At 58.2% G+C, this 25,830-nt stretch carries 25 protein-coding genes; 9 read left to right on the forward strand and 16 right to left on the reverse strand.

The genetic code is table 11. The features are described from left to right. Positions 1-198: 198 nt before the first annotated feature. The 3 genes from ABD833_RS17000 (at position 199) to preA (ending at position 4,094) form a co-directional block, all read left to right on the forward strand. Positions 199-1,065: a nitrilase-related carbon-nitrogen hydrolase gene (locus ABD833_RS17000; RefSeq protein WP_345074615.1), complete on the forward strand. Its 867-nt coding sequence runs from the start codon at positions 199-201 to the stop codon at positions 1,063-1,065. A gap of 83 nt (positions 1,066-1,148) precedes the next feature. Then, positions 1,149-2,477 carry an FAD-dependent oxidoreductase gene (locus tag ABD833_RS17005; RefSeq protein ID WP_345074616.1) on the forward strand — a complete coding sequence of 443 codons (1,329 nt, stop codon included), beginning with the start codon at positions 1,149-1,151 and terminating at the stop codon, positions 2,475-2,477. Positions 2,478-2,714: 237 nt separating this feature from the next. Then, positions 2,715-4,094 carry an NAD-dependent dihydropyrimidine dehydrogenase subunit PreA gene (gene preA, locus ABD833_RS17010; protein WP_345074617.1) on the forward strand — a complete coding sequence of 460 codons (1,380 nt, stop codon included), beginning with the start codon at positions 2,715-2,717 and terminating at the stop codon, positions 4,092-4,094. Between the two features lie 229 nt (positions 4,095-4,323). Here preA and ABD833_RS17015 read toward each other — a convergent pair whose 3' ends face one another. The 6 genes from ABD833_RS17015 to ABD833_RS17040 all read right to left on the reverse strand — a co-directional run bounded on the left by ABD833_RS17015 (position 4,324) and on the right by ABD833_RS17040 (position 6,796). Continuing rightward, entirely contained in the window at positions 4,324-4,533 is a 210-nt protein-coding gene (locus tag ABD833_RS17015; RefSeq protein WP_345074619.1) for a hypothetical protein, read from the reverse strand. A 6-nt stretch (positions 4,534-4,539) separates the two neighbouring features. Continuing rightward, positions 4,540-4,737 carry a hypothetical protein gene (locus ABD833_RS17020; protein WP_345074620.1) on the reverse strand — a complete coding sequence of 66 codons (198 nt, stop codon included), beginning with the start codon at positions 4,735-4,737 and terminating at the stop codon, positions 4,540-4,542. Positions 4,738-4,750: 13 nt separating this feature from the next. Then, the gene (locus ABD833_RS17025) at positions 4,751-5,170 is read right to left on the reverse strand and encodes a hypothetical protein (RefSeq protein ID WP_345074622.1); all 420 of its coding nucleotides are present in this window, start codon (positions 5,168-5,170) and stop codon (positions 4,751-4,753) included. Beyond that, positions 5,163-5,567 carry a hypothetical protein gene (locus ABD833_RS17030; protein WP_345074623.1) on the reverse strand — a complete coding sequence of 135 codons (405 nt, stop codon included), beginning with the start codon at positions 5,565-5,567 and terminating at the stop codon, positions 5,163-5,165. The genes ABD833_RS17025 and ABD833_RS17030 overlap by 8 nt, the downstream gene beginning before the upstream one ends. 13 nt (positions 5,568-5,580) lie before the next feature. Further along, positions 5,581-6,144 (reverse strand): hypothetical protein, encoded by a 564-nt coding sequence (locus tag ABD833_RS17035; RefSeq protein WP_345074625.1) that lies wholly within the window; start codon positions 6,142-6,144, stop codon positions 5,581-5,583. Positions 6,145-6,295: 151 nt separating this feature from the next. Continuing rightward, complete coding sequence (locus tag ABD833_RS17040) at positions 6,296-6,796, reverse strand: hypothetical protein (RefSeq protein ID WP_345074626.1); 501 nt, start codon at positions 6,794-6,796, stop codon at positions 6,296-6,298. Between the two features lie 530 nt (positions 6,797-7,326). On the opposite strand from ABD833_RS17040, the gene dnaK reads away from it, so the two are divergent. Beyond that, positions 7,327-9,273, forward strand: coding sequence for a molecular chaperone DnaK (dnaK, locus tag ABD833_RS17045; protein ID WP_345074627.1), 1,947 nt, complete (start codon positions 7,327-7,329; stop codon positions 9,271-9,273). A 370-nt stretch (positions 9,274-9,643) separates the two neighbouring features. Here the strand turns inward: dnaK and ABD833_RS17050 are convergent, their stop codons facing one another. Both ABD833_RS17050 and purE read right to left on the reverse strand, forming a co-directional pair. Beyond that, on the reverse strand, positions 9,644-10,810 hold the full coding sequence (locus tag ABD833_RS17050; protein WP_345074629.1) for an endonuclease/exonuclease/phosphatase family protein: 1,167 nt from the start codon (positions 10,808-10,810) through the stop codon (positions 9,644-9,646). A gap of 355 nt (positions 10,811-11,165) precedes the next feature. Beyond that, positions 11,166-11,717, reverse strand: a complete 552-nt coding sequence (gene purE, locus ABD833_RS17055; protein WP_345074631.1) for a 5-(carboxyamino)imidazole ribonucleotide mutase — start codon at positions 11,715-11,717, stop codon at positions 11,166-11,168. A gap of 155 nt (positions 11,718-11,872) precedes the next feature. Between purE and ABD833_RS17060 the strand changes: the two genes are divergently transcribed. The 3 genes from ABD833_RS17060 (at position 11,873) to ABD833_RS17070 (ending at position 15,168) form a co-directional block, all read left to right on the forward strand. Beyond that, positions 11,873-12,490, forward strand: a complete 618-nt coding sequence (locus ABD833_RS17060; protein ID WP_345074632.1) for a MarC family protein — start codon at positions 11,873-11,875, stop codon at positions 12,488-12,490. Positions 12,491-12,620: 130 nt separating this feature from the next. Then, positions 12,621-13,667, forward strand: a complete 1,047-nt coding sequence (hemE, locus tag ABD833_RS17065) for a uroporphyrinogen decarboxylase (RefSeq protein WP_345074633.1) — start codon at positions 12,621-12,623, stop codon at positions 13,665-13,667. A gap of 76 nt (positions 13,668-13,743) precedes the next feature. Then, positions 13,744-15,168: a hypothetical protein gene (locus ABD833_RS17070; protein WP_345074634.1), complete on the forward strand. Its 1,425-nt coding sequence runs from the start codon at positions 13,744-13,746 to the stop codon at positions 15,166-15,168. 91 nt (positions 15,169-15,259) lie between these two features. On the opposite strand, the gene ABD833_RS17075 is transcribed toward ABD833_RS17070, so the two are convergent. The 5 genes from ABD833_RS17075 to ABD833_RS17095 form a co-directional block, all read right to left on the reverse strand. Continuing rightward, complete coding sequence (locus tag ABD833_RS17075) at positions 15,260-16,306, reverse strand: bifunctional heptose 7-phosphate kinase/heptose 1-phosphate adenyltransferase (RefSeq protein ID WP_345074635.1); 1,047 nt, start codon at positions 16,304-16,306, stop codon at positions 15,260-15,262. A gap of 265 nt (positions 16,307-16,571) precedes the next feature. Next, on the reverse strand, positions 16,572-17,795 hold the full coding sequence (locus ABD833_RS17080; RefSeq protein WP_345074636.1) for a pyridoxal phosphate-dependent aminotransferase: 1,224 nt from the start codon (positions 17,793-17,795) through the stop codon (positions 16,572-16,574). Positions 17,796-18,205: 410 nt separating this feature from the next. Next, positions 18,206-20,221, reverse strand: a complete 2,016-nt coding sequence (locus tag ABD833_RS17085; RefSeq protein WP_345074638.1) for a glycosyltransferase — start codon at positions 20,219-20,221, stop codon at positions 18,206-18,208. Positions 20,222-20,488: 267 nt separating this feature from the next. Then, positions 20,489-21,097, reverse strand: coding sequence for a recombination mediator RecR (recR, locus tag ABD833_RS17090; protein ID WP_345074640.1), 609 nt, complete (start codon positions 21,095-21,097; stop codon positions 20,489-20,491). A 91-nt stretch (positions 21,098-21,188) separates the two neighbouring features. Further along, positions 21,189-21,470: an ATP-dependent Clp protease adaptor ClpS gene (locus tag ABD833_RS17095; RefSeq protein ID WP_345074641.1), complete on the reverse strand. Its 282-nt coding sequence runs from the start codon at positions 21,468-21,470 to the stop codon at positions 21,189-21,191. 266 nt (positions 21,471-21,736) lie between these two features. Between ABD833_RS17095 and ABD833_RS17100 the strand changes: the two genes are divergently transcribed. Then, a complete protein-coding gene (locus tag ABD833_RS17100) occupies positions 21,737-22,294 on the forward strand; it encodes a hypothetical protein (RefSeq protein ID WP_345074642.1) in 558 nt (185 codons plus the stop codon). 310 nt (positions 22,295-22,604) lie between these two features. Here ABD833_RS17100 and ABD833_RS17105 read toward each other — a convergent pair whose 3' ends face one another. Both ABD833_RS17105 and ABD833_RS17110 read right to left on the reverse strand, forming a co-directional pair. Then, positions 22,605-23,249, reverse strand: a complete 645-nt coding sequence (locus tag ABD833_RS17105; RefSeq protein WP_345074643.1) for a YceI family protein — start codon at positions 23,247-23,249, stop codon at positions 22,605-22,607. A gap of 45 nt (positions 23,250-23,294) precedes the next feature. Continuing rightward, positions 23,295-23,744, reverse strand: coding sequence for a MarR family winged helix-turn-helix transcriptional regulator (locus ABD833_RS17110; RefSeq protein WP_345074645.1), 450 nt, complete (start codon positions 23,742-23,744; stop codon positions 23,295-23,297). Between the two features lie 161 nt (positions 23,745-23,905). Here ABD833_RS17110 and ABD833_RS17115 point away from each other — a divergent pair, with 161 nt between their 5' ends. Beyond that, the gene (locus ABD833_RS17115; protein WP_345074646.1) at positions 23,906-24,493 is read left to right on the forward strand and encodes a DUF6799 domain-containing protein; all 588 of its coding nucleotides are present in this window, start codon (positions 23,906-23,908) and stop codon (positions 24,491-24,493) included. A 155-nt stretch (positions 24,494-24,648) separates the two neighbouring features. Here ABD833_RS17115 and ABD833_RS17120 read toward each other — a convergent pair whose 3' ends face one another. Beyond that, positions 24,649-25,707 (reverse strand): enolase C-terminal domain-like protein, encoded by a 1,059-nt coding sequence (locus ABD833_RS17120; RefSeq protein WP_345074647.1) that lies wholly within the window; start codon positions 25,705-25,707, stop codon positions 24,649-24,651. Positions 25,708-25,830: the final 123 nt, after the last annotated feature.

The following is a 25,830-nucleotide window of genomic DNA, read 5'->3' on the forward strand; positions in this document are numbered from 1 at the left end:
GCTAAGGCTAGAAAATTCCCCTCCTTTTTCAAGGAGGGGTGCCCGAAGGGCGGGGTGGTTGACTAGAGCTAGAACTACTAGGCCCCCCAACGATTTTACCACCCCTGGCCCCTCCTTAAAAAAGGAGGGGAACCAGCTTCTAGCTCTAGTACCCATCGACTTTCAAACTCATTCCCCCCAGCCCTTTTCCTCTCCCCAATGCCCAGAATTATTAAATCCGGCCTGATCCAGATGAGCCTGCCCATGACGGAAGGCGAAGGCACGATTGCCGAAATTATGGAAGCCATGGTGCAGAAGCATATTCCGCTCATTGAGGAGGCCGGCCGCCAGGGCGTGCAGATTCTGTGCCTGCAGGAAATCTTCAACACCCCCTACTTCTGCCCCGGCCAGGACAAAGCCTGGTACGCCTCGGCCGAATCGGTGCCCGGCCCCACTACGGACCGTATGGCCGAGTACGCCAGGAAGTACAACATGGTGATGATTGTGCCCGTGTACGAGCGGGAGTCGGCGGGCTTTCTGTACAACACGGCGGCCGTGATTGACGCCGACGGTACCTATCTGGGGAAGTACCGCAAGAACCACATTCCCCACACTTCGGGCTTCTGGGAGAAGTTCTTCTTCAGGCCCGGCAACCTGGGCTACCCCGTGTTCCAGACCAAGTACGCCAAAGTAGGCGTCTACATCTGCTACGACCGGCACTTCCCCGACGGCGCCCGGGTACTGGGCCTGAACGGCGCGGAAATCGTGTATAACCCTTCGGCTACCGTAGCCGGCCTTTCGCAGTACCTCTGGAAGCTGGAGCAGCCGGCCCACGCGGCGGCCAACGGCTACTTCATGGGCTGCATCAACCGCGTCGGCACCGAGAAGCCCTGGAACCTGGGCAAATTCTACGGCACCTCGTACTTCGTGGACCCGCGCGGCCAGATCCTGGCCCAGGCCTCCGAAGACCACGACGAGCTGCTGGTAGCCGAATTCGACCTCGACCTGATTGAGGAAGTGCGCAACACCTGGCAGTTCTTCCGCGACCGTCGCCCGGAGACCTACGAGAAGCTGGTGGAGCTGTAGGCTGGTTTTTGGTTTTTGGTAATCGGGCAACACCTGCCTGGCCAGATCCCACCAACCAAAAACCATAAACCATAAACCAAAAAATGGCCGAATACTCTACTCCTACTTCCGAGCAGGAATTCCAGGCGAATTTTGCCCAGATCAAGCCCCGGATGAACCGCTCCGAGGCGTTGTTTGAAAGCTCGCGCTGCCTGTTCTGCTTCGACGCGCCCTGCATCCAGGCCTGCCCCACGGGCATCGACATTCCGCAGTTCATCCGCCAGATCAACACCGGCAACGACACCGGTGCGGCCCGCACCATCTACGAGGCCAACTACTTCGGCAACGCCTGCGGCAAGGTGTGCCCCACGGAAGTGCTCTGCGAAGGCGCCTGCGTGTACAACCTGCAGGACGTGAAGCCCATCGAAATCGGGCGGCTCCAGAGCTTCGCCACCCGCCAGGCCATGGACGAGGAAAAGCCGCTGTTTACGCCCGGCCTCCCCAACGGCCGCAAAGTCGCTATCATCGGCGCCGGTCCGGCCGGTATTTCCTGCGCCTGCGAGCTGCGCGCTTTGGGCTACGAGGTCAACGTGTTCGAAGCCAAAGCCCAGCCTTCGGGGCTGACGGTGTACGGCGTGGCGCCCTACAAAATCACCAACGAGGAAGTGCTGGCCGAAATGGCCTACCTGCAAAGCCAGTTCGGCTACTCCGTTACCTATAACTCGCCCATAAGCTCTCGGGAGGAATTGCAAAAGCTGGAAGACCAGTACGACGCCATTTTCCTGGGCATCGGCCTGGGCAAAACCAACGCTTTGAGCCTGCCCGGCGAGGAGCGCGAAAACTGCGTGGGCGCCGTGGAATTCATCGAGCAGCTGCGCCTGAACCACCACAGCACCGCCGTCGGCCGCAAGGTCATCGTACTCGGCGGCGGCAACACGGCTATGGACGCCGCCTCGGAATCGTCGCGGATGGGCGCCGACTCGGTGATTCTGGCTTACCGCCGCGGTAAGGACGACATGGGCGCGTATGAGTTTGAGTACGACCTGGCCAAAGGCGTAGGCGTGAAAGGCCTGTTCCACGTGGCCCCGGTCGAAATCATGGGCAACGGCAAGGTTGAAGGCGTGAAGTTCATCCGCACCGCCCTGCACGAGGGCCAGGTGCAGACCGTGCCCGGCTCCGAGTTCATCGAACCCTGCGACATGGTGATTAAAGCCACCGGCCAGGCCAAGCAAACCCAGTTTCTGAGTTTGATTCCGGGCCTGCAAACCGACGCCAAAGGCCGCATCGTGGCCGATGAGCGCACGGGCCAGACCACCAACGCGCAGTACTTCACCTCCGGCGACGCCCGCAACGGCGGCGCGGAAGTCGTCAACGCCGCCGCCGAAGCCAAAGCCACCGCCCGCGGCATTCACGAATACCTTTCCCGCAAATAATCAGAACGTCATTCCGAGCGCAGCCGAGGAATCTCGCGTGCTGATGTTGCCAAAGTAACTGTCATGCTGAGCCTGCCGAAGCATCTCTACCGCTTCGTTGCAACGATAATCCAACGAAGCGGTAGAGATGCTTCGACTTCGCTCAGCATGACGTTCTTTATCCAACAACGACGCCACGCGAGATTCCTCGACTCCGCTGCGCTGCGCTCGGAATGACGTTCCCCTAAAAAATCAACCATGCCCGACCTCTCCATAAATTTTGCCGGCATCAAGTCCCCGAACCCGTTCTGGCTGGCTTCGGCGCCGCCGACCAACTCCGGCTACCAGGTGATGAAAGCCTTCGACGCGGGCTGGGGCGGCGCGGTGTGGAAAACGCTGGGCGTGCCCGTCGTGAACGTGTCGAGCCGCTACGGCAGCGTCAATTACCGCGACAAGCGCATGATGGGCTTCAACAACATCGAGCTGATTTCGGACCGCCCCCTGGCCGACAACCTGCGCGAGATTGAGGAAGTCAAGAAGCGCTTCCCGAATCATGCCGTCATTGCCTCCCTCATGGTGCAGAGCCGGCAGGAGTGGCACGACATCGTGCGCCAGAGCCAGGAAGCCGGGGCCGACGGCATCGAGCTGAACTTCGGCTGCCCCCACGGCATGTGCGAGCGGGGCATGGGCTCGGCCGTGGGCCAGGAGCCCGCGGTGCTCCAGACCATCGTGGAGTGGGTGATGGAAGTGGCCAGGATTCCGGTTATCGTCAAGCTCACGCCTAACATCTCCGACATCACCGAGCCCGCCATGGCCGCCCGCCGCGGCGGGGCCGACGCCATTTCGCTCATCAACACGATTCAGAGTATCGTGGGCGTAGACCTGGACCTGTTTGCCCCCTACCCCATCGTGGACGGCAAGGGCTCCAACGGCGGCTACTGCGGCCCGGCCGTGAAGCCCATTGCCCTGAACATGCTCAAGAACTGCGCCCAGCACCCCGACGTGCGCCTGCCCATCTCCGGCATCGGCGGCATCGAAACCTGGCGCGACGCCGTGGAGCACATCCTGCTCGGGGCCTCCTCGGTGCAGGTCTGCACCGCGGCCATGCACTACGGCTTCGGCATCATCCGCGAGATGACCAGCGGCCTGGAGCAGTACATGGTGGATAAGGGCTTCCACACCATCTACGACTTCGTGGGTAAGGCCCTGCCCAACGTGCTGCCCTGGGAAGACCTGAACATGAAATATAAGGTGACGGCCAACATCCACGCGGAAAAGTGCATCGGCTGCCAGCTCTGCTACACGGCCTGCGAGGATGGCGCCCACCAGGCCATCAGGCTCAACGCCGGCACCCGCGTCCCCGAAATCATCGAGGCCAACTGCGTGGGCTGCAACCTGTGCTCGTTGGTCTGCCCCGTGGAAGACTGCATCACCATGGACCGCACCGACGACGGCACGGCCCACGTCACCTGGAAGGAGCGCACCGCCGCCGATAACATCCCGGTCACCTTCAACGATGAGCGGGCCGGTGGCCGCCACCATTGGGTGCCCGAGCCGTCCGCGGCCCTGGGCAAGGAGAAGCACAAAACCCTGCCCGGCAAAGCCCGCCAGTTTGAGAAAGTGACGGTGACGGAGTAGCGTTCTGCCCTTTTGCGCTGTCATGCAAACGGCCCCCGAATCCAGCTGGATTCGGGGGCCGTTTGGGTTTTGAGGCTAGTTGGTTTAGGCGTTACGGTTTGCAGCTACAAGAAGTTGGCAATTTCGAAGCACTAAACTGTCTGCCACCACAAAACTTGACACGAAGCACAAATCTTCATTTAACCACTAAACCGCCAATTTCTTGTAGCTGCTGTCATGAGCTAACTTTCTATTGCTTGTCGTCATTAGTACCTTGTTCCCACTGCTTTTTCTTGTCCGCTTCTTCTTTCTTTTTGTTAGCGCGGCTAATTAAAAATGCACCTAAAACTATAAATGTCACACCCGCAAAATTTGGTTGCCGTCCTACGATTGCACTCATAATTCCTCCAAGTGTAGAAAGGCAACCAATTACAAGTATTACAATTCCTGTTGTTTTCATAGTTCTTTAGTTTTGTTCGTTTTCTTTTTTTACATCTACAAAGTCAACGGAGTCAACTTTTTTTGAAAATAGAATTATTATTACTCCGATAATTGGCGATAGAAAAAGGCAAAGAACAAAGCTCCAGCCATATCCGATTTTGCGGTTTCTACCAAATAATGCAACAAGTGCTGAAATAATTGCAAGTACTACTATTTTTTCCATTTGATTTTATTTTTTAAAAGTTAATGTTTAATTTTTGAATTGCTTCTTCTTTTAGTTCAAGCAAACGCTTGACATTATTTTTATTTTTGCTAATCTCTTGAAAGATGTTTTCTGCAATTGAGTTCTTTTCCATATCGGTTGGAAAGCGGTCTGGATGGCACTTTACTTTTAGTTTGTCATACAGTTGAATTGAATTGAAAGAACTGTTAATGATATTACCGAAGTCAATATCTTGCTTTAAAGATTCGTTTTTGAAGCGTTGTTTTGCAGTGTCTTTTGATTTGAGTTTCTCCTTTAAGATTAGATACGCAATAACCCCAAGTTCAGCTATTACAAGCCACATCCACCAATTTATTTGGTGTACATTTTCTGTTGTTTTTGTAACAGCTTGTCCTACTACTTTTATGCTGTCTTGTATTAAAGCATCATTCATTTTTGTTGAATTTAGGAAGTGGTATATAATCCTTTAATTGCCATCTGCAACCATATGTTCCAGCGTCACCGTGTATTTCTAAAGTATCCCAACCGAGAACAATTAGTCTGCGAACTAAAACATCATCATCAATAATTACTTTTCCGATATGAATTAATTCGTCCTTTGTCAGAACCCTGCCAGTGAATGCTTGAATTCTAAAGCCAGTATTTAGCCAATTTGAAAATTGATGCTTATATGAACTTTCTCCTTTTGAAATACTTGCTTTTAATAATGTTGGTGCGACACCTACTACAAATGAAGTCCTTGCAGATTCGTTAAAACTGCGTACAATTTTCGCTCTTTCACTTCTGTCACGAAACCAGTCGAGTATGTTATTCCAAGGGTTATCTAACATTTTTCATTTGTTTTTAAAGTTCCTTTAGTGAATACATCATTCGGTTCATTTTGTCTTTGTACTCGTATTCCTTGCTTGATAAAGTCCAAGCCATAATTTGATAATATCTTTCTTTGCCTTGTATAAATGCTAGTGAATAGAAGGCATCAATTCCTTCTACTCTTCCAGTTATTGTCAATAGTCTTGCAGGCATATTGTTAACCAAAGTATCAATTATTTCAAACTTTTGCGAACTCGATATACCTTTTTCAAATCCGTTTAATGATAAGTCAGAATACCCTTTAATATCATTTGAATAGGTTTCTGTTAGATTATTGTCGTCCAATACTTTTTGCATATCAGTTTTTGATTCGTCAAGAATAATGATGTAAAATTCTTTCCAAGCGTGTTGGTATTGTAAAGATGCATCATCATTCAGTTCGCTTGTCTTTGCCAAAAAGGAAGGTATGGAAACTGAATATTTATTTTCAATTGTTACGGTCTGTTGTTCGTCACCTATTTGGCACGAATTTAATAACAAAATTATCATAAGTAGGATTGTGATTTTTTTCATCGTCCATTCTTTAAGCTTGCCCATAATGGTTTGCAGCTACAAGAAGTTGGCGATTACGAAGCGCTAAACTATCTGCCACCACAAAACTTGATACGAAGCACAAAGCTTCATTTAACCACTGAACCACCAATTTTTTATAGGTGCTGTTAGCGAATGTTTTTTGTCTTTTAATATTCTATTTTAGTTTTGAAACTTGAATTGCTTCGTCAACATCCTCAACTTTCATTGTCCAAGTTCCTTTAAATTCATAAATTAAAACATTGGGGCTATATGCATAATGATACGTATAAGCATATGAAGATTGCTGCCATATTTGACCATTCATCATTTTGAAGATTGTCTCACCTTCCCAGCCTTTAAACTCTCCTGAAATTTGTGTTTCAATTACGTTCTTAAGTTTTTTACAAATTACTGGCTCATCAAAATCTTCTATAACTAATTTATAGTCGGAACCATTTTGATATATTTTAACTTCAGGATTCCTTGTCCTTACACGTTGTCTTGTTCTTTCGTTTATTACATAAAATCCTCTGTCAACCTTGAAAATATAACCTTGAGTTATTGAGCCACTGATTGAGCCTCTTATACTAGTTTTGTCAATTAGCGTCCAACCTGAATGCGCATTGATGCTAGTCAAGCAAGTCGCAAATAATAATATTGTAATCAGATGTTTCATATGTTTTCCGTTTTAAAATATCCGCTAACATTATGGTTAGCGAAGGCACGAGTTGCGTCAACCTGTCTTTAGCACGCAATATACCTTCGTTTACCGATCTTCATAGGGCTGGCAAACAAAGGCTACAACTTTCTCCCACCGTCGCTCGGCTGTGCCGAGTGACCACTACGCCGGAGCGGCTATGCCGCGAGCGTCCTGCGCCGGTCGAACCATTTTTAACAACGGCGCGGCCGGATTCGCGGCACAGCCGCTCAAGCGTACTCGTCACTCGGCATAGCCGAGCGACGGCGGGACGGCGCGGGCTCCTACGCAAACCGGCCTCTTCTGTCCCCCTGTCAGACAATCCCAACCCGGATTCACCCGTTGAAGTCAGTCCGGCGCGAAAACGCCCGCCCGAACCTTGCAAAATGACAATCTGTCACGGAAAGGCCGCTGATCCGGGGCTGGTACGCGTCTTGTAATCAGTCCGGGGCGAGTGATTCGCACCTCAGAACTGACCTCTCACATTCTATAAAACCCCAACCATACCCATGGGAAAGATAATCGGTATTGACCTCGGCACCACCAACTCGTGCGTAGCCGTCATGGAAGGCAACGAGCCGGTGGTGATTCCAAACAGCGAAGGCCGCCGCACGACCCCGTCGATTGTGGCTTTCCTCGACGGTGGCAAAGGCGAGCGGAAAGTGGGTGACCCGGCCAAGCGTCAGGCCATTACCAACCCGCAGAATACGCTCCAGTCGATCAAGCGCTTCATGGGCCGCGGCTTCGGCGAAGTGACCGAGGAGTCCAAGAACGTCTCCTACAAGCTGGTGAGCGGCTCCAACAACACGGTAGCCGTGCAGATCGGCGACCGGCAGTACACGCCCCAGGAAATTTCGGCCATGGTACTTCAGAAAATGAAGCAGACCGCCGAAGAGTACCTGGGCCAGCCCGTAACCGAAGCCGTTATTACGGTGCCCGCCTACTTCAACGACGCCCAGCGTCAGGCCACCAAGGAAGCCGGCGCCATTGCCGGCCTCGACGTGAAGCGCATCATCAACGAGCCCACGGCGGCGGCCCTGGCCTACGGCCTCGACAAGAAGCACAAGGACCAGAAGATTGCCGTGTACGACCTCGGTGGTGGCACCTTCGACATTTCCATCCTCGAGCTGGGTGATGGCGTGTTCGAAGTGCTGAGCACCAACGGCGACACCCACCTCGGCGGCGACGACTTCGACCAGGTAATCATCAACTTCCTGGCCGACCAGTTCGCCAGCGAAAACGAGGGCCTGAACCTGCGTCAGGACCCAATGGCCCTGCAGCGGCTGAAGGAAGCCTCGGAGAAAGCCAAGGTGGAGCTATCCAGCTCATCGGAAACCGAAATTAACCTGCCCTACATCACCGCCACGGCCTCGGGCCCCAAGCACCTGGTGGTGAAGCTGAGCCGCGCTAAGTTTGAGCAGCTGGCCGATACGCTGGTGCGCCGCTCGATGGAGCCCTGCAAAAAAGCGTTGCAGGACGCCGGCCTGAGCACGTCGGATATCGACGAAGTTATCCTCGTGGGTGGCTCGACCCGTATTCCGCGCATTCAGGAGGAAGTAGAGAAGTTCTTCGGCAAGAAGCCCTCGAAAGGCGTGAACCCCGACGAAGTGGTAGCCATCGGCGCCGCCATCCAGGGTGGCGTGCTGACCGGCGAAGTGAAGGACGTGCTCCTGCTCGACGTGACCCCGCTGAGCCTGGGCATCGAAACCATGGGCGGCGTGATGACCAAGCTCATCGAGAGCAACACGACCATTCCGACCAAGAAGTCGGAAACCTTCTCCACGGCTTCGGACTCCCAGCCTTCGGTGGAGATTCACGTGCTGCAGGGCGAGCGTCCGCTGGCTTCGCAGAACCGCACCATCGGCCGCTTCCACCTCGACTCGATTCCTCCCGCCCCCCGCGGCGTACCGCAGATCGAAGTAACCTTCGACATCGACGCCAACGGCATCCTGCACGTATCGGCCAAGGACAAAGGCACCGGCAAGGAGCAGAAAATCCGTATCGAAGCCAGCAGCGGCCTCACCGACGCCGACATTGAGCGGATGCGTGCCGAGGCCGCCGCCAACGCCGATTCCGACAAAGCCGAAACCGAGCGTATCGTGAAAGTAAACGCCGCCGACTCGATGATTTTCCAGACGGAGAAGCAGCTGAAGGAGTACGGCGACAAGCTGAGTGCCGGCAACAAGACGGCCGTGGAAAACGCGCTGACCGACCTCAAGACGGCTCACGAAAGCAAGGACCTCGGCCAGATTGATACCGCCATGGCGGCCATCAACTCGGCCTGGGAAGCAGCCTCGACCGAAATGTACAACGCCACGCAGGGCAGCGGCGAGCCGCAGCCCCAGGGTTACCCCGGCGGCGAAGGCGGTCCGGCGCAAGGCAGCAACGGCCAGCCCGGTGCCGGCCACGACAACGTGACGGACGTCGACTACGAAGAAGTAGACGGCAAGAAGTAAATCACTGATTAGCGCTGATTCTTTTGATTGCGCTGATCCTGATGGATTGAAAAGGCCCGAAGCAGCTTGCTTCGGGCCTTTTTGTTGTATCGAAGCTGTTTAGCAATTCGATTTTTTTGTCGATTGTCATCCTTCATCCAGAGCGTGTGGACACTTAGCTAAAAGGGCCTTTGAAGCCATCGAAACAGTCATGCTGAGCTTGTCGAAGCATCTCTACCGAACGTTTTGCCGCAAAAAAGCGGTAGAGATGCTTCGACAAGCTCAGCATGACCGCCTTTTCCGTTAAGTGTTCACACACTCTAGTGTACGCTGGCGAAGGATTACAGACTGTTTGACTTTCTAAACAGCTTCTCTGACATGAACTGATTCGCTACGTGGTCAGCTCCTTCTTTTTGTTGGGGTTGGCCTTTTCGTAGGCTTCCTCCTCTACTTCTTCCTCGAAGCCTTCCCGGATCTTTTCGCTGGCTTCGCCGTGGTCGCCGGCGTCGGCTTCCTCGCAGTTTTCCTCCTGCTTGGCTTTGTCGTGGGGCTCGTAGCTGAGCTTGATGTAGATGGGAAAGTGGTCGGAACCCACGTAGGGCAGGCGCTGCATATCATCGACCTTGAAGTCGGCCGAAACGAACACGTGGTCCAGGGGCCAGCGCAGCAGCCGGTAGTCGGCATGAAAGGTGGGCAGCAGGCCCCGGCCTACCCGCGGATCCATGAGGCCGCTGATGCGGCGGAACAGCTCGGACGTGTGCGACCAGGCCACGTCGTTCATGTCGCCAAAGACGATGGTCGGCTCGTCGCGGGCCTCAATTTCCTTGCCCACGAGCAGCAGCTCGGCGTCGCGCTTGGTGCTGGTCTTGGACTCGGACGGCGCCGGCGGCTTGGGGTGCAGGCCGTACAGGCGGATCCAGGTTTTGTCGGGCAGCTGCACGCGGGTGTGCAGGCTGGGCACGTCGTCGTCGAGCAGGTACTTTATCTCGCTGCCCTCCAGCGGCAGGCGGGAAAAGAACAGCAGGCCATAGGTATTGTCGAGGGGTTCGAGGCAGGTGTAGGGGTGCGTGTCGGTCAGCGGCTGGAGCTGCTCGTACCACCACTGGTCGGTTTCGACGGCCATGATGATGTCGGAGTCAGCGGCCTGCAGCGCCGCCAGCGCCTTGGCGCCCTGCTTGTTGAACTGCAGCACGTTCATCACCGTCAGGCTCAAGTGGCGCGCCCCGTCCTGCCGGGTACTGTCGCCGACCTGCTTGCGGGCCAGCCGGGTGTAGGGCATGATACGAAAAAACTGGTAGCCCACGGCCACCGCCAGCACCCCCAGCGTGCCCAGGCCCCAATAGCCGGGCAGCTCGTGCCAGCCCAGGGCCAGCCCGCCCCCGATGGTGAGCAGGGCCACGGCCACGACCTGCAGGCGCGGGAAGTCGAACACCCGGATCCACCATGCCGTTTCGCGCAGCAGCGGCAGCAGCGTGGCTACCAGCGCCGCAACGGTGAACAGCAGCACCAATCCGTGCAGCAGCACCAGCCAGAAGGGAAGAGAGTCGAAATCAGGCAATGTTATACTGTGCTAAGGTGAGGAAGGTGATTATGATTAATGTGCTGATGTGGGGTTAATGTGCTAATGTGGTTAATGTGCTGATGTGGGGTTAATGTGCTGATGTGATTAATGTGCTGATGTGGGAAATGTGCTGGTATGGGGAATGTACTGAAGGCGAACGTGGCAGTAGGTTGTGGAACATCAGGCAGTGTGCTAAAACCGAATACTAAATTCACCAGTTACCACATCAACACATTACCCACATCAACACATTAATCACATCAACACATTAATCACATCAACACATTAATCACATTAATCACATCAGCACATTAACCTCACATCAGCACATTAGCCCCACATTAGCCCCACATTAATCGTCGCTGTAGCCGCCTTTGCGCAGCTCTTCGATGGTGCGCATCACTTTGTCCTTGAGGGAGGTGCGGTATTTTTCCAGTACGTCGGCGAGGCGGGCGTTGCTGAGGGCCAGAATCTGGGTGGCCAGCACGGCGGCGTTGGCGGCCCCGTCGATGGCCACGGTTGCCACGGGCACCCCGGCCGGCATCTGCAGCATCGACAGCACTGAGTCGAGGCCGTGAATGGAGGTAACCGAGTTGATGGGCACCCCGATTACGGGCAGCACGGTGAAGGCCGCCACCATGCCCGGCAGGTGCGCCGCTCCGCCCCCGCCCGCGATAATCACGCGCAGACCACGCTTACGGGCCGTTTCGGCGTATTCCACCAGCCGGTGGGGCGTGCGGTGGGGCGAAACCAGGGTTATTTCGTAGGCCACGCCAAACTGCCGGAGTACTTCGGCCGCGGTCGACATGATTTTCAGATCGGACTGGCTGCCCATGATGATGCCCACCAGGGGCGCAGCGGTGGCGTCGTGGGCCGCGGGTGAGGCGGGAGGATTGGTGGTCATAACAGGATGGAGGGAAAAGGCCCCCGCGGGCCTTCAGTGGCTTGTACGGGCGGCCCGGCGGACAGTTGGCTTCCCAAACATACCACTTTACGCGGTTTGACGATTCCCAATCCCTCGTACCTTTACCCGCCCCCGCTGCTGCCTCTCCCCGGTTTATGGAAATTCTGCTTGCCACGTTCACCACGCTGTTTTCGGTCGTGAATCCCTTTGGGGCCATGCCGGTGTTTCTGACGCTTACTGAGGACGACACGCCCCGGCACCGCGCCCAGATCGGGCTGCGGGCCTGTATGTACATGGTGGGCGTGCTGTCGGTGTCGTTTTTCGCGGGGCAGTACGTGCTCAACTTCTTCGGCATCAACATTCACCACCTGCGCATCGCGGGCGGCATTCTGCTCATGCGCTCGGCCTTCGATCTGCTCACGCCGGGCGGCAACCGCGCCAAGGTCTCGGATGCCACGCTGGAAGAAAGCATGCACAAGGAGGATATCTCCTTTACTCCCCTGGCCATGCCCATGCTGTCGGGCCCGGGCTCCATGGCCGTGTGCATCGGCCTGTTCACCAAGAAGCTCACCTACCTCGACATGGGCCTGATCGTGTTCGGCTTCGTGCTGGTGGCCTTCGCGGCCTACATTATTCTCATGTCGTCGTTGCGGCTGACGCGCTTTCTGGGCCGGCCCGGCATGGCGGCCCTGGCCCGCATCATGGGCTTTCTGACCCTGGCTATCGGCGTCAACTTTATGGCCTCGGCCATCAAGGCGCTGTTTCAGGAGTAAGGCGGCGCGGTTTAGTTAGTGTTCCCCGTCAATGCAGAGCAGCACGGCTGGAGTAACTTTTTTACTCCGGCCGTACTGCGCTGCATTTGTGCGGCACCTGAGCGGCCACCACTGTATATTTGCCCCACTTATGCTTAAAAACGACCTCCTGCTCCGTGCCGCCCGTGGCGAAGATACCGAACGTACTCCCGTCTGGCTGATGCGCCAGGCCGGCCGCATCCTGCCCGAGTACCGGGCCCTGCGCGCCCGCCTGAGCGGCTTTAAGGAGCTGGTCGAGACGCCGGAGCTGGCGGCCGAAGTCACCATTCAGCCCGTGGATGCGCTGGACGTGGATGCGGCCATCATCTTCTCCGACATTCTGGTGGTGCCCGAGGCCATGGGCCTGACCTACGAGATGCTGGAAGCCCGCGGCCCCATGTTTCCCGAAACCATCAAGTCAGCCCACGACGTGGCGCGGCTGCGCGTGGCCGACCCGGAAGAGCACCTGGGCTACGTGCTCGAAGCCATCCGCATCACCAAGCGGGCCCTGAACGGCCGGGTGCCGCTCATCGGCTTTGCCGGCGCGCCCTGGACTATCCTGGCGTATATGGTGGAAGGCCACGGCTCCAAGACCTTCTCCAAAGCCCGCCGCCTGCTCTACACCGACCCGGCCCTGGCCCACGAGCTGCTGCGCAAAATTACGGCCACGACCATTGCTTACCTGCAGGCCCAGGTGACGGCCGGGGCCAACATCATTCAGGTGTTCGACTCCTGGGCCGGCATTCTGCCTCCCGACCACTACCGCGAATTCTCCTCGCGCTACATCGCCGAAATCTGCAACGCCCTGCCCGACGTGCCGGTGACCGTGTTTGCCAAGGGGGCCTACTTCGCCATTCCCGAGTTTGCCTCTTTCAACTGCCGCACCATCGGCCTCGACTGGAACGAAGACCCCCGCGCCGTGCGGGCCGCCATCGGCGACGAAAAAACCCTGCAGGGCAACCTCGACCCCTGCGCCCTCTACGGCACCCGGGAGCAGGTGCAGCAGGCCACCATCGCCATGCTGCGCCGCTTCGGTCCCCAGCGCCACATCGCCAACCTCGGCCACGGCGTGTACCCCGACACCGATGCCGACAACGTGCGCGTGTTCGTGGATACAGTCAAGGAATTCAGCCCCATGGCCCGGGAAGGAAATCTGTAGCAACACGGCCTGTTGTCGGCGCCAGCGACTCTGCCAGCGTCTCCCCTAGTGCTCAAGGTATTCCGTCCCAAGATTTATGTATTCCCGTTTCAAGCAGTTTTCCGGTCGTTGGGCGGGGCTCACCCGCCCGCGTTTTTTCTGGTTCTGGATCACGACCCTGCTTTTTGGAACCCATCTGCTTACCTCCGCGGCCCATCCGCAGGTGTATGATGCCAACGGCTACTGGGAGCTAACCTATAAGCTCTACAACGGGGGGAATTTCTCGCTGTATAATTTCGACAGTGCCCTGCGCGGCTACCTCTTTCCCCTGCTCCACGTGCCGGTGCTGCTGCTGGGACAAGCGCAGCCGTTCCTGTCGATTGATACCATTATCAAGCTGATCGGAGCGGCATTGGCCGGGGCCTTATTTGGGGTCTTGCTGCCGCGGCTCTGGCTTACGCTCACCGGGCAGCCGGTGAGTGCCGGGCGGCAGCTCCTGCTCGTTGGGCTGACTTTCGCCCTCTGGCGCGACTACTTCCACTACACGCTGACGGACTTTCCGGTGCTGGCGGGGGAGGTAGCCGTATTGCTGCTCCTGCTGCAGCGGCTGACTCCGGGCCGGGTTCTGCTCGCGGGTCTGCTTAGTGCCGCTCTCATCAACGTGCGCCCCGTGTATCTGGTCGTAGTCCCGGTGCTGGGGTTGCTGCTGCTGTGGGTCAGTACTGCCGGGCTGCGCCAATGGCGCTGGCAGACGGGCCAATGGGGGCTGCTCTTCGCGCTGGGGTTTGCCTTGGTTACCCTGCCGCAATGGCTGATCAACCAGCACAACTTCAACTCGTCCCGCCCCTTGGTCATCGGCATCGATCTGAACGACCCGGTGATGAGCGCCAAGGGGGATTTGTACCTGCAGAAGCTCAGCGAAGGCCTGCAGTACCAGAAGTACGAAACCACTATCGGGGACGATTACGCCAAGCCGCAGGTGCTCTACCGCGACCCGGTTGGAGTAGCCCTGCTGGCCGCCGACTTCAACCACGAAATAGAATCGTACGGGGAGTACCTCACCCTGGCCGCCGCGCATCCGCTGGACCTGGCTACGCTGTACCTGCGCCACCTCTTCAACGGGCTGGACGTGCTGTATTCGACGCCCTATCTGCGCCACGTGTACCGGTCGAGCGTGGGGCTGGCGTGGCTAAACTACACGATGCTCTTCGCCGCGCTGGCCGTTGTCCTCCGCCACCTCCAGCGGCTGCGGGCGCTGCACTGGCTCCTGGTGGTGGCCCTGCTGGCACCCGTGGCCCTTTCGGTGCCGCTGTCCGTCGAATGCCGCTACGTGCTGCCGCTGCACCTGATGCTGGTCACGGTGGCCTGCTTTGGCTGGCCTGGTGCCTGGACGTGGACCGGCCTGGCCGGCCGGCGCCTGACCATGACGATTCTGTACGCGGCTTTTGTTCTGGTGTGCTTCACCCTTTCCAGCTCCACTCAGATTTTACTCGACCTGAGTCCTAAGCTGCTGAATCCCTAGCCTTCTTTCCGGCCGGGCAGAGGCGGCTATCCGGTGCGTGGGCGGGCCACTAAAACCAAGTAGGCAACTCCTGCTTAGGCGCCGGCCGGCCTTACCGCTCCTGGCCGGCCGGCACCGGCGGAGAGTAAAGCAGGTTGGCTTCCTGCGCTTCTTCCAGCAGGCGCTGCTTTTCGATGGGCACTACCCCTACCTGCTCACAGACCAGCCCGCCCCCCAGGTTGGCCAGCGCGGCCGTTACCGGCGCGGGCAGGCGCAGCGCCACGCACAGGGCGGCAATGCTGATAACCGTGTCGCCGGCCCCGGATACGTCGGAAATCATGCGCAGATGGGCCGGAATGTAGCTGCGGCCGGTGGCCGCCGACTCGCTGAATACGCCGCGCTCGGAAAGAGTTACCAGCACAATTTCGGGCGTCAGCAGCTCGCGCAGGCGGTCCACGGCGGCTTCAAACTGCGGCCGGTCCGCGTCGGTGTCGCCGAATTCCAGCTTCAGGCCCTCGCGCAGCTCCTTCAGGTTGGGCTTGAACAGGGTGCAGTGCTGGTAAGCCAGAAAGTTCTTCTTCTTGGGGTCTACCACGGTCGGGATGCCGCGCTGCCGGGCCAGGCGGATGAAGTGAGCAATGCTGCCCGCGTTCAGTACGCCCTTGTCGTAGTCTTCGAAGATAACCACGTCGGCCTGTTGGAGCAGGGTTTCGTAGCGCTGCTCCAGCAGCCGGGCTTCTTCGTTATTCAGGTCGGTTTCCACTTCCGAGTCGATGCGGAGCAGGTGCTGGCCGGCGGCCAGAATGCGCTGCTTCACCGTAGTGGGCCGGTACGGGCTGCGCACGATGCCGTCGGCCGACAGCTGCCGGTCCTGCAACAGGCCAATGAGATGGTCGCCGCCGGGGTCGGTACCTACCACGGCGCAAAGCAGCGGCGTGGCGCCGAGGGCCTGCACGTTCAGGGCCACGTTGGCGGCTCCGCCCAGGCGCTGCTCGGTGCGGCTCACGTTTACCACCGGCACCGGAGCCTCGGGCGAAATGCGCCCTACTTTGCCCCACACGTACGCGTCCATCATCACGTCGCCGACGATGAGTACCGTGAGGCGGTTGAAGGCAGTGAATAAGTCGGGTAGCGAAGCGGGAATAGAGTCAGCAGGCATTACGGCAAGTCAGAAGGAGGCCGCAAAGGTAAACAGGCGCGGCGGTATGGGCATGCTATGGGGTGTTCCTATAAATCGGCTGTCATCCTGAGCGCAACGAAGTGGAGCGAAGGACCTGCCTCTTTATTCTCTGCAAAACCTTTTAAATGAGCAAAGCCCCTCCCCGATTGCGCGGCGAAGGGCTTTGGGCGTTGAAAAGAGCTTGCCGTGCGGAAAGAGGCAGGTCCTTCGCTTTGCTTCGCGCCGCTCAGGATGACAAACGATTTTACCCCAGCTTCTCCAGACTGGCTTTAATGCGGACGAAAGCCTCGCGCAGCTTCTCGTCGGCGGCGGCGGTACTGAAGCGGATGCAGTTCGGGGCCCCGAAGGCTTCACCCGTGACGGCCGCAACGTGGGCGTCGTTGAGCAGGAACAGCGCCAGATCGGAAGCCGTGGCCAGCGTATCGCCGGCGGGGGTGGTACGGCCGAAGTAGGCGCTGACGTCGGGGAAAATGTAGAAGGCGCCGCTGGGCGTGGGCGTTTTAAAGCCGGGAATATCCCGTACCTGGGTTAGCACCAGGTCGCGGCGGCGGCGGTAGGCGGCCACCATTTCGTCGGCGGAGGTACGGCCCCCCTGCAGGGCCGCCAGGGCCGCGCGCTGGGCGACGGAGCAGGTACCGGAGGTAATCTGGCTCTGCATCTTCTCGCAGGCGGCGGCAATTTCCTTGCGGGCAGCCATGTAGCCCACGCGCCAGCCCGTCATGGCGTAGCCCTTCGAGAAGCCGTTGATGGTGATTACCTGCTCCTTGATTTCCGCGAACTGAGCCAGGCTCACGTGCTCCCCGACGAAGTTGATGTACTCGTAAATCTCGTCGGCAATAACGTGGAGCTGGGGGTTACGGGCCACCACGGCGGCAATTTCACCCAGCTCCGCGCGCGAGAACACCGAGCCCGTCGGGTTGCAGGGCGAGGAATACATGATGAGTTTGGTGCGGGGCGTGATGGCCGCTTCGAGCTGGGCCGCCGTTACCTTGTAGTCGTTTTCCAGCGCGCCCATCAGCGTTACCGACGTGCCCTCGGCCAGCTTCACCATTTCCTCGTAGCTCACCCAATACGGCGCAAACACGATGACCTCGTCGCCGGCGTTGATCAGGCTCATCACCGCGTTGGCCAGCGCCTGCTTGGCCCCGGTGCTCACCACGATATTCTCCGCCTTATACTCCAGCTGGTTTTCGCGGTGCAGCTTCTCCACAATAGCCTGGCGCAGATCCAGGTAGCCGGGCACGGGTGTGTACTTGGTGTAGCCCTCGTCCATGGCCACCTTGGCCGCGTCGCGGATGTACTGGGGGGTTTCAAAGTCCGGTTCGCCGAAGCTCAGGTTGATGACGTCGATTCCCTGGGCCGCCAGCTCGCGGGCTTTCTTGGCCATGGCAATGGTCTGGGATTCCTGCATGGCATTGATGCGGTCAGACAGGAAAGAGGGGGCGAGCGTAGCAGTGGGAACGGACATAGAGAATGAGTGGGATGGGAAGCGTAAAAGTAGGGGAGTTTTTACTGTGCTAATGTGGAAACGTGCTAATGTGTTTTCAATGTGCTGCTGTGCTGGTCTGGCTACCCATCACTCCATCTTGGCATCGATACCCTACACCAGCATAGTTAGGACTTACGCAAAATGCTTTCACGCAGTGTTTCGCAGTGTTAAACCGCAGTGTTTCGCAGTGCGAGGACGTTAAACACTGCGAAACCCTGCGGTTTAACACTGCGAAACACTGCGTGAAATGGCACCAGGAGGGTTTTGCGTAAGTCCTAATAGTGAAAATACCTGAGCCCACTGATCATCCGCCCATTTTCACGTTCAATCACAGTACCTCATCAGCACATTTAATCACATTGCCACATTAGCACATTAAAACCCCGCGCCTACTCGCGCCCCAGATGGCGGAAGCAGCGCACCAGCAAGCTCAGATCCGTGGCCGTTTCGTAGTCTTTGGCGTAGAGCAGCTCCAGCCGACGGCGCGTGGCTTCGGTGAGCACAGTACCGGTCTGCACCGCATCGGCCGCCGACAGGATGGCGCGCTGCGTATGCCGCGGGCCCGTCATGTGCCGCAGCCCCACCCAGGTGCGGGTGCCGCCGAGTACGCGCAGGCAGTTGCGCAGGAAACCGGCCTTGTCCTTTTCCAGCCAGATAAATACCGGCGCGCCCAGCAGCAGGCCCAGGCTGGTCAGCACGTCGAGCACGCGCTTGTTGCGCACCTGCTGGGGCTGGAACAGGTTCAGGGCAATATCGAGGGCGTAGTAGTCGCCGGGCGCGTCTTTCGAGGAGCTGCCGATGATGTACTCGCTGTCTTCGGGCAGGATTTTGTAGGCCACCGACGGATGCTGGGGCAGGCCCACCATGAGCGTAATAATCTGGCTGGCGGATAAGTCCTTGCCGCAGAAAATCAGCTCATTCAGCGCATAGATGCGGATAATATCTTCCAGCTGCCGCACCTCGCCGAGCTGGTCGTCGCCCGGGGCCTGGGGACTTGGGGTCCCGGGGTCCTGGGTTGATGATGCCAGCAGACTGGTATCGGTGGGGGCATCGGGGGTGACGTAGCCGATGATGCGGGCCTGCACGGCGGCGGTTTCCAGCAGCTGGCGCACCCGGCGGCTTTCGGCGGCCGAGCCTACGATGGCCACGTTTTTCTGGCGCCGCTCGCTCAGGCGCAGGTCGCGGTAGCGCAGGAAGTGGCTGCCGAGCCGCCGGCCTACCAGCGCCGCAATGCCCCAGGCCCCACCCAGAATGATGAGCGCCTTGGAGAACCGGTAGGCGTCGAAGAAGTTGGAAACCGCCGAAATAACCACCGTACCCACGAAGATGCCGCGCACGATGCGCGAAGTTTTAGTGGGTTGGTCGTAGGCGCCGCTGAAGTAGGCCGAGGTCAGCCAGACCAGAATATAGGCCGGCACCGCCACCAGCATAAACTCCGGGGGATAATCGGTGCGCACGTACTTATGGTTCTGCTCCCAGTATGATTTCAGCAGGTACATGCCCACGTACATCAGCCCCGCATCGAGCAGTACCGGGGCGGCCTGAGTGAGCAGCCGCTCCCCGACGGCCACGCCCGCCCGCAGCCAGATAGCGAAGTTGATCAGCAAGGAGAAAGTGCCGGCCCGCTGGGGGGCGAAGTGCTTGCGGGCGAAGATGACCATGGCCCGGTAGAACACGAACACGTAGTTGACGCTCGTGCGCTTGGTGCTTTCGCCCTTGTAGTGAATGATGCGGGTACCGGCGAAGTAGTAGTTCTTCCAGCCGCCCTGGGTGAGGCGGTACGAAAGGTCGATGTCCTCACCGTACATGAAGTAGTCTTCGTCGAGCAGGCCCACCTGATCCAGGGCCGTTTTGCGCATCAGCATGAAGGCGCCGCTGAGCACTTCAATTTCGTGGTTCTGGTCTTTGGGCAGGAAGCCCAGGTGGTAGCGGCCGAAGGTGCGCGACCGGGGAAACAAACTGGCCAGGCCAAAAATCTTGTAGAACGCCACCCACGGCGTGGGCAGGCCGCGCTTGCTTTCGGGCAGAAACTTGCCCTGCCCGTCGAGCATGGTCACCCCCAGTCCTCCCCCATCAGGATGCGCGTCCAGAAAGTCGCAGCTGGCGCGGAAGGTGTCTTCCTCCACCACCGTGTCGGGGTTCAGCAGCAGGATGTATTCGCCCCGCGCCACGCGCATGGCCTGGTTGTTGGCTTTGCTGAAGCCGGGGTTATCCTGGTTTTCGATGAGGATAACCGCCGGGAAGCGGGCCCGCACCATGGCCACCGAGCCGTCCACGGAGTTGTTGTCGACCACGAACACCTCAGCCGGGGCGCCCAGCTTGGCCACCGCCTTCTGCACCGACAGTAGCGCCTGCTCCAGAAAATAGCAGACGTTGTAGTTGACGATGACGACGGAAAGCTTCACGGAAGGCAATGGGCAGGCGGCTTAGGCAGGGGCGAAAGTACGCACACTTCCCCGTCATTGCGAGCGAAGCGCGGCCTCAGCCAATGGCAGACCGGTCGTTGCGGGGCCGAAGGGCGAAGCAATCCGTCCTCGAAAATGCCAGGAGCCTGGTTACAGCAAAAAGCCCCGCCGCTGGAATGCGTCGGGGCTTGCTAAGGGAACTGAGCCTGGGGTGTTGCCCGGGACGGATTGCCGCGCTTGGCCCGCAATGACCGGTCTTCGGGCGCTTTACTTCGTCTGCCGCTGCCGCTCCACAATGCTGCGGCCCAGGGTTATTTCGTCGGCGTACTCCAGCTCGCCGCCCATGGGAATACCGCGGGCAATGGTGCTGATGTGAACCTCGGGAAACTCGCGCAGCTTGCGGGAGAGGTAAAATGCCGTTGTATCCCCTTCCATCGTGGGGCTGATGGCGAGGATGATTTCCCGGATTTCGGAATCGGGGATGCGGGTCAGCAGCGTATCGATGTGGAGGTCGGAAGGGCCGATGCCTTCGATGGGCGAAATCACGCCGCCCAGCACGTGGTACACGCCCTGATACTGGCCGGTATTTTCGATGGCAATAACGTCGCGGATATCGGATACCACGCAAACCATGGCGTGGTCGCGGAGCTTATTGGCGCAGATGCCGCACTCCTCGGTATCAGAAATATTGTGGCAGGTGCGGCAGTAGGTGATTTCAAAGCGCATTTTAGCCAGCGCCTCCGCCAACGAGCTGGTGGTTTCGGTGTCGGCTTTGAGCAGATGGAGCGTAAGACGCAGCGCCGTTTTACGGCCGATGCCGGGCAGCTTCGAGAGCTCACCAACTGCGTTTTCTATCAGCTTGGAAGGAAATTCCATTCAGTATGGATGAGTTACCAGTTGCCCGTTGCCGGTTACCAGGATTTGCCTGAACAAACCGGCAACTGGCAACTCGAAACCGGCAACTGAATTAGAGGACGTCCGCCGAGATGCCGCGGTCGTGGATGGCGGTGCACATGCCGGCCAGCTCATCAAAGCCCCCGTGCTTCACGGTGCACTGGCCTTTATAATGAATCAGGAGCGTGCATTGCTCGGCCTGCTCGGGCTCGTGGCCGCACACGTCAATCAAGGTCCTGGTGACGTGCTCGAAGGTATTGACGTCGTCGTTGTACACGATCAGGTCGCGCATCTCGATGGTTTCCTCCAGTACCAGGACGTCCTCGTCGTAATCGATTTGCGGTTTGGTTTGCATGGTACAAAAGTACGAAAAAGCGGGTAAAAACGCGGGTATAAGCCGGGTTTCGGCTCCGTATAACCCCTTAACCAGTAGAATCGTTTCGGCGATTTTCGATTCCCGGCAGCGGGGGCGAGCAGAAAGGCGGGCCACCGGATGTCAGCATTTACTTTGTCGGCGGCCACCGCCCACGGGCACATTTCCTTGTTTCAGCATTCAACCCTTAGCTTCCCGGTTCGTTTGCGTTACTTCACCCCCCGCCTTCCTCCTTCTTACTCTCACCCATGCCCGTTCCGTCCGCCGACTTCAAAAAAGCCCTCAAACGCCTGCCCGACGCCGACAAGGAAAAGCTCCTGCTGCGCGCCGTCCGGCGCGATGCGGAGCTTTACGAAACCCTCAGCTACGAGCTGCTGCCGGATCTGACCCTGGAGCAGGTGTATGAGCAAACCGCCGACCGGATTCACGAGCTCTTCAACGTAGCCGTAACGGGCCGTCTGCTCAACCGCAGCCTGAATAAGGCGCTGGTCAAAGCCGTCAAGGAAACGGCCCGCGCCCGGCGCATCACCAAGGAGAAGCGCCTGGAAATCGACCTGAACCTGTACGCCCTGCGCCTGATTTTCGATAACTACCCCGGCCAGTTCGACTCGCCCTACACCGGCTTCTACGTGAGCACCGCCCGCCTCACGGCCCGCACTGCCCAACTGGTGCTTACCAGCCTGCACGAGGATCTGTGGCTGGAATACAAACCCGAGCTCGACGACTTCCTGACCCAGCTCCACGGTCGCAGCAAAAGCCGCAACCTCCGCTTCGAGCTGCCGCGGGAGCTGGTGCTTAGTGCTTAGTGCTTAGTTTTTGGTTTTTGGTTTTTAGGCAAAAGACTTGTTCCTAAATACAGAAAAGCGCAAATTCGGCGGTCATGCTGAGCTTGTCGAAGCATCTCTACCGCTTCGTTGAATCGATGGGCTTACTACTGCGGTAGAGATGCTTCGACAAGCTCAGCATGACCGTTTTTTTTCATTCCTCCTTATTCGGGAACAGGTCTAAAAAGTGAAAGCCCTGTCGGACAGTTCCGGCAGGACTTTCACTTTTTGCCTAAAAACCAAAAACCAAGCACCAGGCACCAAGCACCAAGCACCAAGCACCAGGCACTACTTACTTCTTGGCAATTACGTTGAAGCTCAGCGTGAAGTCGTTGTCGATGGCCTTGTCGCCGATGCTTTCGAAGAACGACTTCGAGCCGTAGCGGATATCGAACAGGGTCCGGTCGATGGTAGCCGTGCCCGAAGCGGCCGCAACGCCGTTTTTCACCCCGACTTTAGCAGGGAACGAAACCGGCTTGGTGATGCCCTTAATGGTCAGCTCACCGGCTACCGTAGCATTGTTGGCGGCGGCGGCGGCCCCTTTGATCGGCGTGATCCTGGTGATTTTGAACGTCGCGGTAGGGTTCTTCTCAATGCTGAAGAAGTCGTCTGAGCGCAGGTGACCCATCAGCTTGCCATTGGTATCGGCATCGGTGATGTCGACTACTTTCAGCGAGGTCATATCGACCAGGAAAGTACCGCCCGTGATCTGGCTGCCCTGTACTTCCACGTCGCCACTCTTGAACTGAATGGTGCCGTTGTGCTGACCCGTTACTTTTTTACCTACCCACCCCAGGGTGCTGAGCTGAGGCTGCACCTTGTAGGAAGCCGGGGCTTTGGCGGTAGTAGCGGCTTTAGGAGCCGTCGGGTCCTTGGCTACGGCCGGAGCAGCCAGCACGGAAGCAACCAATAAGGCGGAAAGAGCGAATTTTTTCATGACGAAAGGAAAGTGAATGGAAAACAAAGGAATGGACTGAAACCGTCAGTCGCGGATTTTATCGAGCAAGGCACTCAACTGCGTAGCTTCTTCCGGGGTGAGATTCTGCAGGCCCATGATTTGCAAAGCGGCGGCATCGTCCATCTGCTGCAACAACGTCATCCCGGCTTCGGTGATGCGGATGTCCACGGCCCGGCGGTTGCTGGGGCAGGTGGTGCGCGTCACCAGCTGCTTTACTTCCAGCTTGTCCACGATGCGCGAGGCATTGCTGGTCTTATCCAGCATGCGCTCGATGAGCAGGTTGACGGTAGCTGGCTTGGGATGCTGCCCCCGCAGGATGCGCAGGATGTTGAACTGAGGCGGCGTGATGCCGTAGCTCCGGAAGGTGGCCGCCTGCCGCTGCCCCAGCCAGCCCGCCGTAAACATCACGTTGATGTGGGCCTTCTGGTAGGGATCCTTGAAAGCAGGCTGCTTGATTTCGTCTTCTATTCTCATGACTTGCCTTCGGGAATCTTAGCATACGCCGCAAATATATGTACATACATTTAATGTCGCGACATCATTCCCGGATTTTTCTAAAGTTTCTGCTCGTGCCGCAACCCGAACCCTATTTCCGGCCCCCTACGTAGACTCAACTCCAAACTCATCCTCTTGCTATGAATTGTTTGCTGCTTTCCGCTTCGGTATGCCTCAGCCTGGCGGCCCCACTCAGCGTGGCCGCCCAATCTAAAACCGCGCCCAAACCCATCGGAGCTATTGAGGCCGGCAACACCGACCATTTTCTGATGCGCGATGGCGAGGTGGTGCTGCGGCAAGGCTCAACCACCAAGCCCCTTTACAAGAACGTAGCGCTGGCCGATGGCACCAAGGTGAACTACAAAAGCGGTATTGTGGAGCTGCCCGGGGGCAAGAAGACCACGCTCAAGGAAGGAGACTACGTAACCATGAAAGGCGAAATAGTGTTTGCCACGGCCGGTAGCGCCGCCGCCGCCCGGGGCGACAAGTCGGTGCCCGCCACGGCGCAGTACGAAACGTACGTGGACCGCAACTCGTCGACCAGCACCACGGATATGGAAACGCGCCTGACCAGCCTGAACAGCCGCATTACGCTGATGGCCCAGAAAATCCAGCTACTCAACGACAAAATCACGCTGCTGAGCAGTACTGCCCAGCGCCCCACCGATACCAGCCAACTCGACCAGCAGATTAAGGCGCTGGAGGAGCAGCTACGGCAGGTGAAGTAAGCCCCGCCGCTGGCCGCCTGAGCCGGCACAGGACCTTCACGGGCTGGCGTACCAGCCTTTATCAGCCCAAAACGCCCTTTACCACGCGATGGTAAAGGGCATTTTGATTTCATAAGCGGGTTACCGGGCTAACCGGGCGAGGTTCTTCCGCCGGCTCAGCAGGGCGGCGGACCGGGTTCAGCCAGCTGCGGTATCGCGGCCTGCGCACTCAGCCGGCCGCCGTTTTCCCGGACCAGTCCGAACGGCTCGTCGCGCACGATGAGAAACCCATCCAGGTCGCACACGTCGGCCAGGGCGCTGACCTGCAGCGCCGACCAGATGCCCAACGAAGTTTCGACCATGCAGCCGAGCATGGTTTGCAGCCCGTGCGCCCGGGTTTGCCGCAGCAGCCGGATACCATTGCGGTAGCCGCCGGCCTTCATCAGCTTTACATTCACGCCGTGAAACTGCGCCGCAATATCCCCGAAGTCCGCGGCGTCGGTTACCGATTCATCGGCAAAAAGGGGGTAAGGTGAGCGGGGGCGCAGGTAGCGGTAGTCGGCGGCGCAGGCCGCGGGCAGGGGCTGCTCGAGCAGGCGCACGGCCAGGCCGGGCAGGCTTTTCACCCGCTCCAGAAAACCCAGCAGCCGGTCAGCGTCGGGCCAGGCTTCGTTACCGTCGATAATGAGCGGGCGGCCGGGCAGCTCCCGCGTCAGGGCCTGCAGCAGGTCGTAGCCGCTTTCCTGGTTCACCTTGATCTTGAGCAGACTGAACCGGGCCATATGCTGGTCCCGCACGAATCCGGCCACGGCTCCCGGCTCCATAATCGGCAGGGAAAAAGCCGTGGGCACTGCCGCGGCACCGGCCGGCACGCCCAGCAACTGCCCTACCGTCTGGCCCGTACGCCGGGCTTGCCAGTGAATGTAGGCTGATTCCAGCGCGAACCGCAGGGCAGGGGCCGGCGAACACGCGGCCAGCAGCTCTTCCAGCTCAGCCAGTGATTTTACCGCTTGTAGTCCCGCCGCCAGCAGCTGCTCAAACCCGGCCTGCAGATTAGCCGGTGTTTCGCCGTAGCGCACGTTCGGCGCGGCTTCGCCCCAGCCCCGGATAGCCGGGCTGGCCGCTGCCGCCACGCTGGCCAGCAGGTTGGTTTTGCTGGCCGAGGCATTGCGGGCTATTTTCCAGGTGTAGCGCAGCGGCAGCTCCCGCGGCCGCAGATTCCAGATAAGGCTCACTTCAGGTCGGCTTTGGGATGAGAGGAACGGGGCTGATAAGAGGGAAACGACAGGATTACCCCCCCGCCGCCGGGCCGGACGAAGTACGGAAAACCGGCGGCGAAAAAAGAGCGCCCGGCCACG

It is taken from the genome of Hymenobacter fastidiosus (genome assembly GCF_039539565.1).
Lineage (GTDB): Bacteria > Bacteroidota > Bacteroidia > Cytophagales > Hymenobacteraceae > Hymenobacter > Hymenobacter fastidiosus.